Source organism: Mesorhizobium sp. B2-3-14, assembly GCF_006442175.1.
In the GTDB taxonomy this organism is placed as follows: Bacteria; Pseudomonadota; Alphaproteobacteria; order Rhizobiales; family Rhizobiaceae; genus Mesorhizobium; species Mesorhizobium australicum.
On sequence record NZ_VFVP01000002.1, the window covers coordinates 750,802 to 766,906 of the forward strand.

Consider the following 16,105-nt stretch of genomic DNA (forward strand, 5'->3'; position numbering starts at 1 on the left):
CGTGTAGCGAAGCCATCCCTGACCGGCAAGACGATCGGTCTGACCGCAGCCCGATCGCTAGTCTTCCAGGTCCCTGCGGAACGGAGTGTGTCCTTCCAGATATTCACCCATCCGCTCTACCTCGCGCCGTTCGCGCCGGAGATAGTCGGCCACAGCGTTGCGCAGGCCAGGATGGGAAATGTAGTGGGCGGAATGCATGGTCACCGGCCGGTAGCCGCGCGCCAGCTTGTGTTCGCCTTGCGCGCCTGCCTCGACCACCTTCAGCTTGCGTTGGATGGCGAAGTCGATGGCCTGGTGATAGCAAACCTCGAAATGCAGGTAGGGGTGATCCTCGATGCAGCCCCAGTTGCGGCCGTAGAGCGCGTCGGAGCCGATGAAGTTGATGGCGCCGGCAATATAGCGCCCGTTGCGCTTGGCCATCACCAGCAGGATGTCGTCCGCCATGCGTTCGCCGATCAACGAGAAGAACTGGCGGTTCAGGTAGGGGCGGCCCCATTTGCGGCTGCCGGTGTCCATATAGAAGGCGAAGAAGTCGTCCCAGGCCTTTTCGGTCAGGTCCTTTCCGGTCAGCCAGTCGATCGAGATGCCATCGGCCAGCGCCTCGCGCCGTTCCTTCTTCATCGCCTTGCGTTTGCGTGAGGCAAGCGTGGCGAGAAAGTCGTCATAGGTTGAAAAGCCTTCGTTGAAGAAATGGAATTGCTGGTCGGTGCGATGCAGGAAGCCCGCGGCTTCCAGCGTCGCGACGTCGCTCTCCTGCACGAAGGTGACATGCGCAGAGGAGACGCCGAGCTTGTCGGCCACCATTTTGAGACCGGCCGCAAGCCCAGCCTTCACCGCATCCTGATCCTCGCCTTTGCCGACCAGCAGGCGAGGGCCGGTGACGGGGGTGAACGGCACGGCACTTTGCAGTTTTGGATAGTAACGGCCGCCGGCGCGCTCGAAGGCATCCGACCAGCCGTGATCGAACACGTATTCGCCCTGGCTGTGCGACTTGAGATAACAGGGAACGGCGCCGAGGAGCCTGCCTTGCGCGGTCTCCAGCCGCAGGTGATGACCTTGCCAGCCGGTGCGCCGCACGGCACAGCCGGAATCCTCCAGAGCGCTCAAAAAAGCGAAGGAAACGAGCGGGTTGTACCCAGCTTCCGTGTCGCCACGCGTGGTTCCGGCAAAGCCGTTCCATTCGTCGCAGGTAAAGGCACCGATGCCGGCGGCGATGCGGATCGAATAGTCCGCATTCTCCATTTGCCCGTCGCCGTCGTCGCCCTGATCCATGAGGCTTATTTAAGCTCCATTCGGGCCGCTACAAGTCACGTTTCGGGCACCCTGCTCAGGCGACTTCGACCAGGTCGGGTTCGAACCCTTCGAACGTCATCTGGTCGGCGTATCTAAAGGTCAGGTCGATCGCGGGCTGATCATGCACCGTCCAGGTGATGACAGGCATTTTGAGCTTTTCGCGCACGAAGCTGACAAACGGATTCGGCAAGTCGCCTGCGGCATAGGAGGTAAAGGCGAGTTCGTGCGCCAGCATGGCGAAATGTGCTTCGATCAGCTTGGCGTCCTTGCCATAGGCGGTCAATCCAGCCGGAATGCCGGGCGCGTGTTTGGGGAAATCGCGGATCAGCCAGTGATCGAATGACATGATCGCCGCCTTGCCCTTGTAGCGCTTGAGCATCTTGCCGACGCGCGCCACCAGGCCTTCGTCGCGACCGGGAGTTCCTTTCAGTTCGACGACCATCGGCACGCGACCATCGACGAGGTCGAGCGCTTCCTGCAACGTCGGCACGTGATCCGCCGTGCCGCCAACCTTGAGCGCGGTAAGTTCGGCCGCGCTGCGTTGCCAGACGAAACCGTCCTGCCCGGTCAGCCGTTGCAAATCGTCGTCATGGATGACGATGGGGACGCCATCCGACGACAGATGCACGTCGCATTCGATCGCGTAGCCGCGTTCGGCCGCGGCAGCGAAGGCGGAAAGCGTGTTTTCCCAGCGCGTCTTGTTCATGTCGTGAAAGCCGCGATGGGCAACCGGCCGGGCCGTCAGCCAGGAGAGGTCGGTCATGTCAGCACCTACACTCATTCGACTTCGAACATCGCTTCGATTTCCACCGCGGCATTAAGCGGCAGGGAGGCGGTGCCGACGGCCGAGCGCGCGTGCTTGCCGCTTTCGCCGAGCACGGCAACCAGGAAATCGGAGGCGCCGTTGGCGACCAGATGCTGCTCGACGAAGTCGGGGGCAGAGGCCACGAAGACGGTGATCTTCACCAGGCGACGGATCTTCTCGAGGTCGCCAAGTGCTGCCTTGGCCTGCGCCAGGATGTTGATGGCGCAGTATTTCGCCGCGTCCTTGCCGCTTGCCGTGTCGACGTCGCGGCCGAGCAGGCCGCTTGCCTGCAGCTTGCCGTCCTTGAGCGGCAACTGACCAGCGGTGAACAGCAGGTTGCCGGTCCTGGAATAGGGCACGTAGTTGGCGGCGGGTGCGGCCGCGACAGGAAGCGTCACGCCGAGATCACTTAGCCGCTTTTCGATTGTTTCACTCATTGCTTTTCCCTATTGCTGGAAGGCGCCGCGCTGGCGGGGCCGAAATTGCTATTTTTGCCTCGCTTCCGCCACGACTTTTTTTAAGCTGGACCATCTTTCCCTGCGGCCTGCCATCAGCCGCGACGATCGGAGTACCTCATGCGCGCGACGCGCCTTGCATTCCACGCCGTTCTGTTGTCGGCGCTTTTGCCAACAGGCTCCGCTGTCGCCGCACCGGCGCTGCAGGCGCATCGCGCCGTCTATGATCTCACGCTCAAGAAGGCGGATGATCGGTCCGGCATCACCGGCATCACCGGCCGCATGGTCTACGAGTTCAATGGCTCGGCCTGCGAAGGCTATACGGTGAAATTCCGTTTCGTCACCCAGATCGCCACCAACGACAACACGAAGCTGACCGACCAGCAGACGACGACTTTCGAGGATGCCGAAGGCAAGACCTTTTCGTTCGTGACGAAATCCTTTGTCGACCAGAACCTCGACAAGGAGGTCAAGGGTATGGCCACGAAAGACGCGAAGGGCCTCAAGGTCGATATCGACAAGCCGGAGAAGAACAGTCTCGAACTCGCTGCCACCCAGTTTCCGACCCAGCATCTGGTCGAGCTGATCGGAAAGGCCGAAAAAGGCGAAAACTTCTATCAGACCAACTTGTTCGACGGCTCGGAAGACGCCAACAAGGTGATGACGACCACGGTTGTCGTCGGCAAGAAGAGCGAGGCCGACAAGGCCGATCCGGAAGCGCCGGCATTGGCGAAGCTTGCCACCGACAAATACTGGCCGGTCGACATCGCCTATTTCGACGACAGCGCCCAGAACGGCGAGGAAGTGCCGGAATACCGGATCAGCTTCAAGCTGCACGAGAACGGCATCACCCGTGATCTCGTCATGGACTATGGCGACTTCTCGATGACCGGCAAGCTGGTCAACCTGTCGCTGTTCGACCAGACAAAGCCTTGCCCAGTATCGAAATAGCAGGGTCGGGCAATTGAGCTGGCCGTGGCGGGCTTGATGGCAGTCTATGTAGATGCGGCGATCTGGAAATGGGCCGGCCATCTCTGGTGCCATCTCCTAGCCGACGACACCGACGAATTGCATCGCTTTGCGGCGGAACTCGGCATCAAGCGCTCGTCCTACCAGGGCCCGCCTAAGACATCCGCTCCGCATTATGACATAACCGGCTTCGAGCGCGACCGTGCGGTGCGGCTCGGCGCCATCGAGTGCAGCCGCGAGCAGATCGTCGCCATCTTCCGGCGCGTGCGGGTGCCCAACGGAAAGTCCAAGCGATGACACCAACGGCATTCCTGGCATATTGCGCCGCTGTGACGCTCGCCGCCGCCACGCCGGGGCCGGCAATGTTCGCGGTCATCACCAACGGTGTGTCGCGTGGGTTCCTGCGGGCCTTCATGGCCGGCCTTGGGGTCGCCGCCGGCGATGCCGTGCTCGTCACTCTGGCGCTGCTGGGGTTGGTGGCCCTGGCTCAGACCTTCGAATGGATCTTCCTCCTGTTGAAATATGCCGGCGCCGCCTATCTGATCTTTCTCGGCGTCAGGATGTGGCGGGCCTCGGTCGCGCAATCGAATGAGCCGCGGACGGGGCAGGCGAAATTGTCCCGATCCTTTCTGCTCGGCGCGTCCATAGCGCTCGGAAACCCGAAGGCGATCCTGTTCCATGCCTCGATCATGCCGCTGATTCTCGACCTCGACACGATGACCTTTTTCGATGGCCTGCTGGTGGTGGCGACCGTCATCAGCGTCAATATCGTGACAATGGGGGTCTATGCCGCGCTCGCGGGCCGGGCTTCGGGCTGGTTCAGGACACCCAGGCGCATGCGGCTGATGAACAGGTTCGCCGGCAGCGCCATGATTGGCACCGGAGCGCTGATTGCCGCACGCTAGGCGTTAAAGCGCCGCCCCGCTTGCGTTTGTCGGACTTCCCCTCTATATGCGCGCTCATTCCACACACGGACTTTGGTGTCTGCCCGGGAGAAATCCGGCTGAGACCTCCGGTGGCGTTCGAGGACCTCGGTCCAAAAATGCCTGTGTCCGTGGAGGCTAACCGGAAAGGAACTTAGAATGGCACTGCCTGATTTCAGCATGCGCCAGCTTTTGGAAGCTGGCATTCACTTCGGCCACCAGACCCACCGCTGGAACCCGAAGATGGCGTCCTACATCTACGGCGCCCGCAACAACATCCACATCATCGACCTCTCGCAGACGGTGCCTTTGCTGCACCAGGCGCTGAAGCAGGTTTCCGACACCGTCGCCAAGGGCGGCCGCGTGCTGTTCGTCGGCACCAAGCGCCAGGCGTCGGACATCGTTGCCGATGCGGCACAGCGTTCGGCCCAGTACTACGTCAACTCGCGTTGGCTCGGCGGCATGCTGACCAACTGGAAGACGATCTCGAACTCGATCCAGCGCCTGCGCAAGCTCGACGAGATGCTGGCCGGCGAAGCGCAAGGGTTGACCAAGAAGGAACGCCTGAACCTCGATCGCGAGCGCGAGAAGCTCGACAAGGCGCTCGGCGGTATCAAGGACATGGGCTCGACGCCCGACCTGATGTTCGTGATCGACACCAACAAGGAGGCGATCGCCATCCTCGAGGCCAAGCGCCTGGGCATCCCGGTCGTCGCCATCATCGATTCGAACTGCGATCCGGACAAGATCGATTTCCCGATCCCCGGCAATGACGACGCGGCCCGCGCCATCCAGCTTTATTGCGACCTGATTGCCAAGGCCGCCATCGACGGCATCGCCCGTCAGCAGGGCGCGCTCGGCATGGATATCGGCGCTTCGGTCGAAGCTCCGGTCGAACCGGCGCTCGATCCGGCTCCGGCGTCGGAAGCCCCCGAGGGTTGATAATCGAAGGCCGGTTGCGGCCTTCATCTTTCTCATATTTTGGCACGCTAAACAGACGCACCATCGAATACCGATGGTGCGTCGGTGCATTTAAACAAAGAGGCGACAATGAGCATTTCGGCTGCACAGGTCAAAGAACTCCGCGACTTGACCGGCGCGGGCATGATGGACTGCAAGGCGGCGTTGAACGAGACCAACGGCAACTTGGAAGAGGCCGTTGACTGGCTGCGCAAGAAGGGTATCTCCAAGGCCGACAAGAAGGCCGGCCGTACGGCAGCCGAAGGCCTGATCGGCGTCGACAACGGTGTGCGTGAAGCTGCCGTGGTCGAGGTGAATTCCGAGACCGACTTCGTCGCCCGCAATGCCGCCTTCCAGGAAATCGTCGCCAACGTCGCCAAGGTGGCGCTTGCCTATGGCACGACCGAAGCGGTCGCCGCCGCCAAATATCCGGGCTCCGACAAGTCGGTCACCGACACCATCAAGGACGCGGTCGGCACTATCGGCGAGAATATGGGCTTCCGCCGCTCGGCCAAGCTCACCGTTCCGCATGGTGCGGTTGCGACCTATGTGCACAACGCTGTTGCCGATGGTCTCGGCAAGCTCGGTGTGCTGGTCGCGATCGAGACCACGGGCAACGAGCATGCCGCCAATGCCTTTGGCCGCCAGGTCGCCATGCATGTCGCCGCCACCAACCCGATGGCGCTGACCGCCGAGCAGATCGATCCGGCCGCGGTCGAGCGTGAGAAGGCAATCTTCTCCGACCAGGCGCGCCAGTCCGGCAAGCCGGAAGCCATCATCGAGAAGATGGTCGAGGGTCGCCTGCGCAAATTCTATGAGGAAGTCGTGCTCCTGAAGCAGGCCTTCGTGCTCAATCCCGACATCACCGTCGAGAAGGCGCTGCAGGATGCCGAAAAGGAAATCGGCGCGCCGGCCAAGATCACGGCCTATTTGCGCTTCGCCCTTGGCGAGGGCATCGAGAAGGAAGAGACGGATTTCGCCGCGGAAGTCGCGGCGGCGGTCAAGAAGTAACTTCTTACCGGTCCTTTTCGCCTGTGTTTTTTCGGCCGGACATCCGCTGGGATGCCCGGCCGATTTCGTTCGCGGTGTCGATAAAGGCCCTGAGTTTGGGCGCCATCGCCGCGCGACGCGGAAAGTAGAGGAAAAGGCCGGGTTCCTCGATCGCTGATTGCGGCAGAACCTGCACCAGGCGACCGGCCGCGAGATCGGCGCGCGCCAGCGGCTCGAACATGTAGGCAAGGCCCACTCCGGCGAGAGCCAGATCGATTGCCGCAAGCGAGTCCGTCACGATGGCCGTACCGCTGGTTTCCATGACCACGTCCTTGCCGTCCCAGGTCAAATCCCAGCGATAGAGGGCACCGGAGCGAACGAGACGGTATCCGATGCAATTGTGGTTCGCGAGATCGGCCACGCTGCGCGGACGGCCATGTCGCCCGATATAGGCGGGCGAGGCGACGATAACGGCTTTGAAGGGCTGCGTCAGTCGGATGGCCACCATGTCCTGGGCGATCATCTCGCCGAGCCGGATGCCGGCGTCAAAACCTTCGCCGACGATATCGACCAACCCTTGATCGGCAAAAATCTCGACCGTGATGTCGGGATATCGCTCGGCCATCGCCGCCACGACCGGCGTCACAGCCAACGGCATTGCAATGTTGGAGGCGTTGATCCTGAGCAGCCCGGACGGCCTGCCCTTGACGCTGCGGATACGATCCATCCGCTCGGCGATATCCTGGAGGGCAGGGGCCGCCGTTTCCACCAGCGCCTTGCCCGCCTCGGTGAGCGAAACGCTGCGCGTCGTGCGCGCAAACAGCGGCTGGCCGATCCGCTCCTCGACGAGGCGCACTGCATGGCTGACCGCCGAAGGGCTCATGCCCAGTTCGGCCGCGGCAAGGGCAAAACCGCCGCGCCGGGCGACCGCAATGATGACAGGCAGATGGCTGAGCAGATCCCGGTCCATTCATGAACAGTATCGCATAGTCTTTGCGGACAATGCAATCTTATCGACGCCGAGGCAGAGGTCCACATTGTCGCCAACACATCGGCGATCGGGCTGATGGTATCGAGGAGAAGAGACATGAACGCCTTGAAACACGCTACCTTCGCCGCAGGGCTTGCCTTGGCGCCGCTCGACGCCGGCGGGGCCGAACCGATGGGCTGGCAGGCGCTTGCCGATGACCGCGCCATCATCCGCATCGCCGATGCCATCGACCGTGCGGTCGACGCGCAGGACTGGAAACGCGCGCGCAGCTATTTCGCGGATAGGGTCACCGCCGACTTCAGCAGCCTGTCCGGGCAGCCCGCAGCCAACATCGCCTCCGACGATCTGATCGGCGCCTGGGCCGGCAATCTCAAAGGCAGCAAGACCAGCCTGCATCTGCGCACCAATCACCAGGTCGTCCTTGAAGCGGACACGGCGACCGTTCTGTCGAACGGCTACGCCTGGAACCGGATGGAGGGTAATGGCGACCCGCTCTGGGAGGTCTGGGGCACGTATGAGCATCACCTCACGCGCTCCGCGGCTGGCTGGAAGGTCGATGGCTTCACCTTCCGCATGACGCATGAGCGCGGCAATCCCTGGGTCAAGGCGACACCTGGCCAATGACGCCCGCATCAACCGGACCAAGATCGGAAAAGACAATGACGATGAGCTACTACACACTCGGCAACAGCGGCCTGCGCGTCAGCCGGCTGGCACTGGGCACGATGACTTTCGGGACGGAATGGGGCTGGGGCGCGGACCGGGATACGGCGCGCGCGATGTTCGACGCCTATGTCGAGGCCGGAGGCAATTTCTTCGACACCGCCGACCTTTACACCGGCGGCACGGCCGAGACCTGGCTCGGTGAATTCGTGGCCGAGCGGGGCTTGCGCGACAAGGCGGTGATCGCCACCAAATTCACCATGAACTCGAACCCCGGCAATCCGAACGCCGGCGGCAATGGCCGCAAGAACATCATGCGTGCCGTCGACGCATCGCTGAAGCGGCTGGGTACCGACTATATCGATCTCTATCTCATGCATATCTGGGACAGGCTGACGCCGGCCGAAGAAGTGCTGCGTACGCTCGACGATCTGGTTCGGGCAGGCAAGATACGTCACATCGGCCTGTCCGACGTGCCGGCCTGGTATGCCGGGCGGGCGCAGGCGATCGCCGAACTGCGCGGCGATGAGCCGATCTCGGCGTTGCAGCTTGAATACTCTCTGGCGGAGCGTGCCATCGAGCATGAATTCGTGCCGTTCGGGACACGCCATGGCGCCGGCATCATGGTCTGGAGCCCGCTGGCAAGCGGACTGCTAAGTGGCAAATACCGCCCGGCGCAGGCGGGCAATGCCGGCCGGCTCGACGGCTTCCGCAACACCACCCACCCAGGCTTCCAGAAATTCAGCGAGCACAACTGGGCTGTGGTGGCGGAGCTGGAGAAAGTCGCCGCCGAACTCGGCCGCGGCATGGCTCAGGTCGCGCTGAACTGGGTGGCGACTCAGCCAGGAGTTGCCACCGTCATTCTCGGAGCAACGCGGCTTTCGCAGCTGCAGGATAATCTTGCGGCGCTCGATTTCTCCATACCGCCCGCGCTCCGCCAACGCCTGGACAAGGTGAGCGGCACGCCGGCGCCGTTCCCGCATTCCTATTTCGGTCCCGAGATCCAGGTCCGTGTCGCGGGCGGTGTCGTGATCGGCGACAAGCCGCAAGGCTACGCATCGCCGGTCGTGGTCGAAGGCGAGGCCGTTGCCATCAGCAGCAGCTGATCCAGAAAGCCTGGAATTTTGCACAAGGGCGCGGCGTGACATCGCCGCGCCCTTCGTGTATCCGGTCAACCCGTCATGACAGCACCCCCGGGCAAAGCAGGGGGCGGTTTCCGCCTTCAGAGCTTGCCACGCCGGAATTTTCGAGGAACCAGATGACGGTCAAGCCCCGCTACCGACGTGTTCTGCTGAAAGCTTCGGGCGAAGCGTTGATGGGCGAACAGCATTTCGGCATCGACGTCTCGGTCGTCGACCGCATCGCCGGCGACATTGCCGAAGCCCGTGCGCTGGGCATCGAGGTGGGTGTCGTTATCGGCGGCGGCAATATCTTTCGCGGCGTGGCCGTCGCCTCCAAGGGAGGCGACCGCGTCACCGGCGATCACATGGGCATGCTTGCCACGGTCATCAATTCGCTGGCGCTGCGCACGTCGCTGAACAAGATCGGTGTCGATGCCGTCGTGCTGTCCGCAATTGCCATGCCCGAGCTTTGCGAGAGTTTTTCGCAGCGCCAGGCGACCGCCTACATGAATCAGGGCAAGGTGGTGATCTTCGCCGGCGGCACCGGCAATCCGTTCTTCACCACTGATTCGGCCGCGGCACTTCGCGCGGCCGAAATCGGCGCCGACGCGCTGTTCAAGGGTACCCAGGTCGATGGCGTCTATTCGGCCGACCCGAAAAAGGACCCGAATGCGACACGTTTCGAGCGCATCAGCCACGCCGAAGTCATAAATCGCGGCCTTTCCATCATGGATACCGCTGCGATTGCACTTGCGCGCGAAAACAACATTCCGATAATCGTCTATTCGATCCACGAAAAGGGTGGTTTCGGCGATATTCTGAGGGGCGGCGGCCGCTGCACGGTCGTCGCGGACGAATGATCGGGGCCGATCCCCGGAAGGGGAAACCGGCTTTCGAAAATCAGGCTCGAACACGGGGCCCCTTGCCCCGAAGCACTGACCCCGCGGCAGACGGGTCGAGGAGACTAAGATGAGTGGTGAGTACGACGATCTGAAGCGGCGCATGGATGGGGCCATCGCCGCGTTCAAGCATGACCTGGCTTCACTGCGGACTGGTCGCGCCTCCAGCAACCTGCTCGATGCGATCCAGGTGCAGGCCTATGGCACCACCATGCCGATCAACCAGGTGGCCAACGTTTCGGTGCCGGAGCCGCGTATGATCTCGGTCTCTGTCTGGGACAAATCGATGGTCGGCGCGGTCGACCGCGCGATCCGGGAATCCAATCTGGGCTTCAACCCGATCGTCGATGGCACCAATCTCAGGATTCCGCTGCCGGAGCTCAACGAACAGCGCCGCAAGGAACTGGTCAAGATCTCGCATGGCTACGCAGAGAACGCCCGTGTCGCCGCGCGCCATGTGCGCCGCGACGGCATGGATTTCCTGAAGAAGGCGGAGAAGGACGGCGACATCAGCGAGGACGATCAGCGCAAGCGTTCCGACCAGGTCCAGAAACTTACCGACGAAACCATCAGCACCATCGATCATCTGCTTTCCGACAAGGAAGCTGAAATCATGCAGGTTTAGGGTTGGCCCTTGGCTGACCCGAAAGCGAGATCATGACAACGCCCGCGCATGTCGCGATCATCATGGATGGAAATGGACGCTGGGCCAAAGCGCGCGGTATGCCTAGGCTCGCCGGTCATCGCGCCGGCGTCGAGGCGCTGCGCAAGGCGGTGCGCGCCGCCCCTGGTCTCGGCATCTCCTTCCTGACTGTCTACGCTTTCTCGTCGGAGAACTGGTCGCGGCCGAAGTCCGAGGTCAGCGACCTTATGGGTCTGTTGAAGCTGTTCATCCGTCGTGACCTTGCCGAGCTGCACCAGAGCGGCGTACGGGTCAGGATCATCGGCGACCGCACAGGGCTGCAGGCGGACATCAGGGGGCTGCTCGACGAGGCCGAATCGCTGACGATCGACAACACCTCGCTGACGCTGGTGATCGCCTTCAACTACGGCGGGCGCGACGAGATCGTCCGCACGGCGCGCAAGCTTGCGGCGGCCGTGGCGCGCGGCGAAATGGACAGCGAGGCTATATCGGCTGAAAGCTTTGCCGGCTCTCTCGACACGCAAGGCATTCCCGATCCGGAGCTGGTCATCCGCACCAGCGGCGAACTGCGCCTGTCCAACTTCCTCTTGTGGCAGGCCGCCTACAGCGAACTCGTCTTCCTGCCGTGCTACTGGCCGGATTTCAACCGCGAGCATTTCGCCGAAGCCTTGCGCGAATATGCCGGCCGCGAGCGCCGCTTCGGCGGACTGGGCCCGCAGGACGTCGCTTCGCGGCCGGCCGCGGGATGAGCAACCTTCAGCTGCGCGTCATCTCGGCCGTCGTGCTGGCCATTGTCGCCCTCGGCCTGACCTGGCTCGGTAGCCTGCCGTTCCGGCTGCTGTGCGCCATCATGGCGGCAATGATCTTTTACGAGTGGACACGCATGTCGCGGCCTGCCGCCGCCGACGGGCTTGGTTTTCTGCCGGAAGCGCTGATGGTCCTTTTCGTCGGCGCCTTGATTGCCGGCCTGCCCGCACGGTGGCTGCTGCCGCTCGTCGTGATTCTGGTTGCGACAGCTGCGATCACCGCCGGAGTTCGCAAGATCGGCCAGTGGGACGCCAGCGGCCTTGCCTATGCCTGCATGTCGGGCCTGTCGCTTGCTCTGCTGCGGGACGGCGACCATTCGGGCCTCATCGCCATCCTGTTCCTGTTCGCGGTCGTCTGGGCAACCGACATTTTTGCCTATTTCGTTGGGCGTGCCGTCGGCGGGCCCAAACTGGCGCCTTCGATCTCGCCCGGCAAGACCCGCAGCGGCGCCCTCGGCGGGGCGGTCGGTGGTGTCGTCGCGGGGCTGCTGCTTGCCGCCTTCGCCGGCGCCGGCAACTTGGCGTTGCTGGGTGTTGTGGCGCTGGTGCTGTCGATCGTCGCCCAGGCCGGCGACCTCTTCGAATCCTGGGTCAAGCGGCGGCACGGCCGCAAGGATTCAGGCGTGCTTATCCCTGGCCATGGCGGCATCATGGACCGTGTCGACGGGCTTGTCGCGGCCGCTCTTGCCCTATACGTCATCGGCTGGATCGCGGCGGGCGCCGAGCATCCGGCACAGGGGCTGTTTCCCATTTGAACGGTGTCATTCCACGATCTGGCGCGGGCGCCTTGGATTCGCCTGTATTGATGTCACAGTCACGCAGCGACGCGGAAGAACTTGAGGGCCTGAATTGAACGAGATTCTTCACGCGATTTTCAGCACGGAAGGCCTCTTTCTCGGCACGCTCGTGCCGTTTCTCTTCGTTCTGACCGTCGTGGTGTTCGTTCACGAGATGGGCCACTATCTCGTCGGCCGCTGGTGCGGCATCGGGGTCAGGGCCTTCTCAATCGGCTTCGGTCCGGAGCTCATCGGCTTCAACGACAGGCATGGTACGCGCTGGAAGCTTTGCGCCATACCGCTTGGCGGCTATGTCAAGTTTGTCGGCGACATGAACGCCACCTCCAGCCAGCCGACATCGGAAGAACTCGAAACGCTGACCGACGAGGAACGCAAGGTTGCCTTCCACACCCAGGCGATCTGGAAGCGCGCGGCAACGGTGGTGGCCGGACCGCTGTTCAACTTCCTGCTGACGATCGTCGTCTTTTCCGTGCTGTTTGCCGCCTATGGGCGTTATGTCGCGGAGCCCATGGTGGCGGAGGTTACAACAGACAGTCCCGCGGCCAAGGCCGGCATCTTGCCAGGCGACCGATTCGTCAGCGTTGACGGCAGCAAGGTCGAAACCTTCGGCGACGTGCAGCGGCTGGTCTCGGGCCGCGCCGGCGACACCATCACCTTCGTCATGCTGCGCGGCGGCAAGGAGATCACGGTGACCGCGTCGCCGCAGCTGATGGAACAGGAGGACGCGCTCGGCAACAAGGTCAAGGTCGCCGTGATCGGCGTCGTCAACAACAAGGAACTCGGCCAGCCCCGCCTCATCACCTACACCCCGGTCGGAGCCGTTGCGGCGGCCGTTGAGGAAACCGGCCACGTTATCGAGCGCACCGGACAGTTCCTGCAGCGCTTCGCCGTCGGGCGCGAAGACAAGTGCCAGTTGGGTGGCCCGGTCAAGATCGCCGACATGGCCGGCAAGGCGGCCAAACTCGGTTTTGAATGGCTGGTGCAGCTCGTCGCGCTGCTGTCCGTTGGGATAGGCATTCTAAACCTTTTGCCGATTCCCCCCCTCGACGGCGGCCATCTGTTGTTCTACGGGGTGGAGGCCGTCATCCGCCGGCCGGTGTCGGAACGGATGATGGAAATGGCCTATCGGGCCGGTCTGCTTCTGGTGCTGTGCTTCATGGGGTTCGTGTTCTGGAACGATCTCTTTGGGTGCTGAAATCATGAAGGAATTTGGCCTGAGCATGGCGGATGTTGAGACGCCGTTTACCATGCACGGGGATATGAGTGACGCGAAAGCCACGCACCAGGGTTAAGTAAATACAAATTAACCAGAAGCCTTGCGTGTAGGGAAAATCCGGTTAATACGGTAGGGGAAATGACCGCACGTCCGGTTTTCTCGCCGTGGGGACTACGAGAAAAGGTTATTAAGCCCGATGAAGGCAGCATCCAAGTTTCTAAACGCCGCGTCAGCGGCGGCACTGTCCGCCGCTCTGGTCGTACCAGGTGCGCTCGCAGTGCAGTTCGTTGCCACATCGGCGGCCGAAGCCGCGGTCGTAAGCCGGGTGGAGGTGAGCGGCAACCAGCGTGTCGACGCCGATACCATCCGCAACTACATCACCATCAAGCCCGGCAGGGCCTTCTCCAGCTCCGATGTCGATAGCGCGGTCAAGGCGCTGTTCGGCACCGGCCTGTTCTCGGATGTCCAGATCAACCAGGTCGGCTCGACCCTGGTGGTCAAGGTTTCGGAATACAAGGTCGTCAACCAGGTGCTGTTCCAGGGCAACAAGAAGCTCAAGGACAACGCGCTTCAGGCAGCGGTTCAGCTGAAGCCGCGCGGCACGTTCTCTCAAGCTACGCTGGATTCGGATGTCGAGGCGGTCAAGGCCGCCTACAGGCGTATCGGCCGTGACGATGCCGGCGTGACCGCGCAGATCATGGAGCTTGGCGACAACCGCGTGAACGTGGTCTTCCACATCACCGAAGGCGATCGCACGCAGATCGCGGCAATCAATTTCGTCGGCAACAGCGCCTATTCCAGCCGCCGCCTGTCTGATGTGATCAACACCAAGCGCTCGTCCTGGGTCTCGTTCATCCTGCGCGACGACGTCTACGACGAAGACAAGCTGCGCGCCGACCAGGAGCTGCTGCGCCGCTTCTATTACAATCACGGTTATGCCGACTTCCAGGTCGTGTCCGCCGTCGGCGAGCTCGACAATGCGACCAACAAATACACGGTCACCATCACCGTCCAGGAAGGCGAGCGCTACAATTTTGGCGATATCAGCGTCGAAAGCACGATTCCGGAAGTCGACTCCAAGTCGCTGGAATCAGTGGTCGAAACCCGCAAGGGCGATGTCTACAATGCCAAGAACGTCGAAGACTCCATCATTGCGCTGACGGAGAAGGTGGCTGGTTCCGGCTATGCTTTCGCCCAGGTGACACCGCGCGGCGACCGCAACTTCGAGAACCACACGATCTCGGTGGTCTACACCGTCGACCAGGGCACCAAGGCCTATGTCGAGCGCATCGAGATCCGCGGCAACGACCGCACGCGTGACTATGTCATCCGTCGCGAATTCGATGTCAGCGAAGGCGATGCGTTCAACCAGGTGCTCATCCAGCGCGCGAAGAAGCGCCTGGAAGACTTGAATTATTTTGACAAAGTCGACATTTCGACCGTGCCTGGCTCGGCCCCTGACCAAGTCGTGCTGGTGGTCGACGTGGTCGAGAAGTCGACGGGTGAATTCTCGGTTGGCGCCGGCTATTCGACCGGCGGCGATTCGGCTGGACCGTCCGTCGAAGGATCGATCACCGAGCGCAACTTCCTAGGCCGTGGCCAGTTCATCAAAGTGTCGGCCGGTGGCGGCAAGAACTCGCGCGACTACAGCCTGTCCTTCACCGAGCCGTATTTCCTCGGGCGGCGTATCGCCGCCGGCTTCGACATTTTCAAGTCGACGCGGGAATACAACAACAATTACGACAGCGACACCACCGGCGCGACGATCCGCTTCGGGTTGCCAATCACCAACAGCATCACGACCCAGTTGGCGTACAACATCTCGCAGGAGAAATATAAGGTCGACGACGGTTGCGATCCCACTCCTGTCGATCCCGACGGCAACTGCAACATTTCCCAGGCCATTCTGGATGGCATCGAGCAGAGCCCATGGATCAAGTCCTCGGTCAGCCTTGGGCTGGTCTACAATACCATCGATGACATGAAGAACCCGCATGAGGGTATCTATGCCAACACGACAGTGGAGGTCGCCGGTCTCGGTGGCGATGCCAAGTTCGTGAAGATCACCGGGCGCGGCAGCATCTACCAGACGCTGTCCGAGCAGCTTGACCTTGTCGGCCTCCTTTCGGGTGGCGCAGGACATGTCGAGGGCTACGGCAGCGACGGCGATCTGCGCATCTTCGATCACTTCCAGAGCACCGATCGCATGATCCGCGGCTTTGCCTATGGTGGCATCGGCCCGGTTGCTAACGACACCAGCGGTGACCATCTGGGTGGAACGACCTATTTCAACGCTTCGGCGGAGGCGCAATTCCCGCTGCCGGTCGTGCCTGAGAGCTTCGGCTTGCGGGGCGCGGTGTTCGCTGATGCGGCAACGCTCTATGGCAGCAAGATCGCCACTGGCTTGGTCGATCCAGATTCTACCGGCATGAAGGTGCGCGCCTCGGTTGGTCTCGGCCTGATGTGGGCGTCTCCGTTCGGCCCGATCCGTATCGACTATGCAATCCCGGTCAAGAAGGAAGCGAGCGACGACGTGCAGGAATTCAACTTCGGCATATCGACCCGTTTCTGATC

At 62.2% G+C, this 16,105-nt stretch carries 17 protein-coding genes; 13 read left to right on the plus strand and 4 right to left on the minus strand.

The features are described 5' to 3' along the window. Positions 1–57: 57 nt before the first annotated feature. Genes FJ950_RS08295 through FJ950_RS08305 form a run of 3 tightly spaced genes read right to left on the minus strand, consistent with a single transcriptional unit; the run spans position 58 to position 2,535 of the window. Positions 58–1,272: a GNAT family N-acetyltransferase gene (locus FJ950_RS08295; protein WP_140616387.1), complete on the minus strand. Its 1,215-nt coding sequence runs from the start codon at positions 1,270–1,272 to the stop codon at positions 58–60. 55 nt (positions 1,273–1,327) lie between these two features. Further along, positions 1,328–2,056, minus strand: coding sequence for a glycerophosphodiester phosphodiesterase (locus tag FJ950_RS08300; protein ID WP_140616389.1), 729 nt, complete (start codon positions 2,054–2,056; stop codon positions 1,328–1,330). A 14-nt stretch (positions 2,057–2,070) separates the two neighbouring features. After that, a complete protein-coding gene (locus FJ950_RS08305) occupies positions 2,071–2,535 on the minus strand; it encodes a RidA family protein (protein ID WP_140616391.1) in 465 nt (154 codons plus the stop codon). Positions 2,536–2,673: 138 nt separating this feature from the next. Between FJ950_RS08305 and FJ950_RS08310 the strand changes: the two genes are divergently transcribed. The 5 genes from FJ950_RS08310 to tsf all read left to right on the plus strand — a co-directional run bounded on the left by FJ950_RS08310 (position 2,674) and on the right by tsf (position 6,416). Further along, the gene (locus FJ950_RS08310) at positions 2,674–3,504 is read left to right on the plus strand and encodes a cell envelope integrity EipB family protein (RefSeq protein ID WP_140616393.1); all 831 of its coding nucleotides are present in this window, start codon (positions 2,674–2,676) and stop codon (positions 3,502–3,504) included. A gap of 36 nt (positions 3,505–3,540) precedes the next feature. Then, positions 3,541–3,819 (plus strand): DUF4031 domain-containing protein, encoded by a 279-nt coding sequence (locus FJ950_RS08315; RefSeq protein WP_140616396.1) that lies wholly within the window; start codon positions 3,541–3,543, stop codon positions 3,817–3,819. Beyond that, complete coding sequence (locus FJ950_RS08320; RefSeq protein WP_015317777.1) at positions 3,816–4,427, plus strand: LysE family translocator; 612 nt, start codon at positions 3,816–3,818, stop codon at positions 4,425–4,427. The genes FJ950_RS08315 and FJ950_RS08320 overlap by 4 nt, the downstream gene beginning before the upstream one ends. 177 nt (positions 4,428–4,604) lie before the next feature. Beyond that, positions 4,605–5,387, plus strand: a complete 783-nt coding sequence (rpsB, locus tag FJ950_RS08325) for a 30S ribosomal protein S2 (RefSeq protein WP_140616398.1) — start codon at positions 4,605–4,607, stop codon at positions 5,385–5,387. 108 nt (positions 5,388–5,495) lie between these two features. Beyond that, entirely contained in the window at positions 5,496–6,416 is a 921-nt protein-coding gene (gene tsf, locus FJ950_RS08330; RefSeq protein ID WP_015317779.1) for a translation elongation factor Ts, read from the plus strand. A 4-nt stretch (positions 6,417–6,420) separates the two neighbouring features. Here tsf and FJ950_RS08335 read toward each other — a convergent pair whose 3' ends face one another. Next, positions 6,421–7,365, minus strand: coding sequence for a LysR family transcriptional regulator (locus FJ950_RS08335; RefSeq protein ID WP_140616400.1), 945 nt, complete (start codon positions 7,363–7,365; stop codon positions 6,421–6,423). Positions 7,366–7,482: 117 nt separating this feature from the next. On the opposite strand from FJ950_RS08335, the gene FJ950_RS08340 reads away from it, so the two are divergent. The 8 genes from FJ950_RS08340 to bamA all read left to right on the plus strand — a co-directional run bounded on the left by FJ950_RS08340 (position 7,483) and on the right by bamA (position 16,103). Next, positions 7,483–8,010 carry a nuclear transport factor 2 family protein gene (locus FJ950_RS08340; RefSeq protein WP_015317781.1) on the plus strand — a complete coding sequence of 176 codons (528 nt, stop codon included), beginning with the start codon at positions 7,483–7,485 and terminating at the stop codon, positions 8,008–8,010. A gap of 35 nt (positions 8,011–8,045) precedes the next feature. Beyond that, the gene (locus tag FJ950_RS08345; RefSeq protein ID WP_140616402.1) at positions 8,046–9,155 is read left to right on the plus strand and encodes an aldo/keto reductase; all 1,110 of its coding nucleotides are present in this window, start codon (positions 8,046–8,048) and stop codon (positions 9,153–9,155) included. 152 nt (positions 9,156–9,307) lie between these two features. Beyond that, the gene (gene pyrH, locus FJ950_RS08350; protein ID WP_015317783.1) at positions 9,308–10,030 is read left to right on the plus strand and encodes a UMP kinase; all 723 of its coding nucleotides are present in this window, start codon (positions 9,308–9,310) and stop codon (positions 10,028–10,030) included. A gap of 109 nt (positions 10,031–10,139) precedes the next feature. Continuing rightward, positions 10,140–10,694, plus strand: a complete 555-nt coding sequence (gene frr, locus FJ950_RS08355; RefSeq protein ID WP_015317784.1) for a ribosome recycling factor — start codon at positions 10,140–10,142, stop codon at positions 10,692–10,694. Between the two features lie 32 nt (positions 10,695–10,726). Beyond that, positions 10,727–11,461, plus strand: coding sequence for an isoprenyl transferase (locus tag FJ950_RS08360; protein WP_140616404.1), 735 nt, complete (start codon positions 10,727–10,729; stop codon positions 11,459–11,461). After that, entirely contained in the window at positions 11,458–12,273 is an 816-nt protein-coding gene (locus FJ950_RS08365) for a phosphatidate cytidylyltransferase (RefSeq protein WP_140616406.1), read from the plus strand. The genes FJ950_RS08360 and FJ950_RS08365 overlap by 4 nt, the downstream gene beginning before the upstream one ends. A 94-nt stretch (positions 12,274–12,367) precedes the next feature. Further along, on the plus strand, positions 12,368–13,510 hold the full coding sequence (gene rseP, locus FJ950_RS08370) for an RIP metalloprotease RseP (protein ID WP_140616408.1): 1,143 nt from the start codon (positions 12,368–12,370) through the stop codon (positions 13,508–13,510). Positions 13,511–13,727: 217 nt separating this feature from the next. Next, entirely contained in the window at positions 13,728–16,103 is a 2,376-nt protein-coding gene (gene bamA, locus FJ950_RS08375) for an outer membrane protein assembly factor BamA (protein WP_140616410.1), read from the plus strand. The last annotated feature ends 2 nt before the right edge of the window (positions 16,104–16,105 follow it).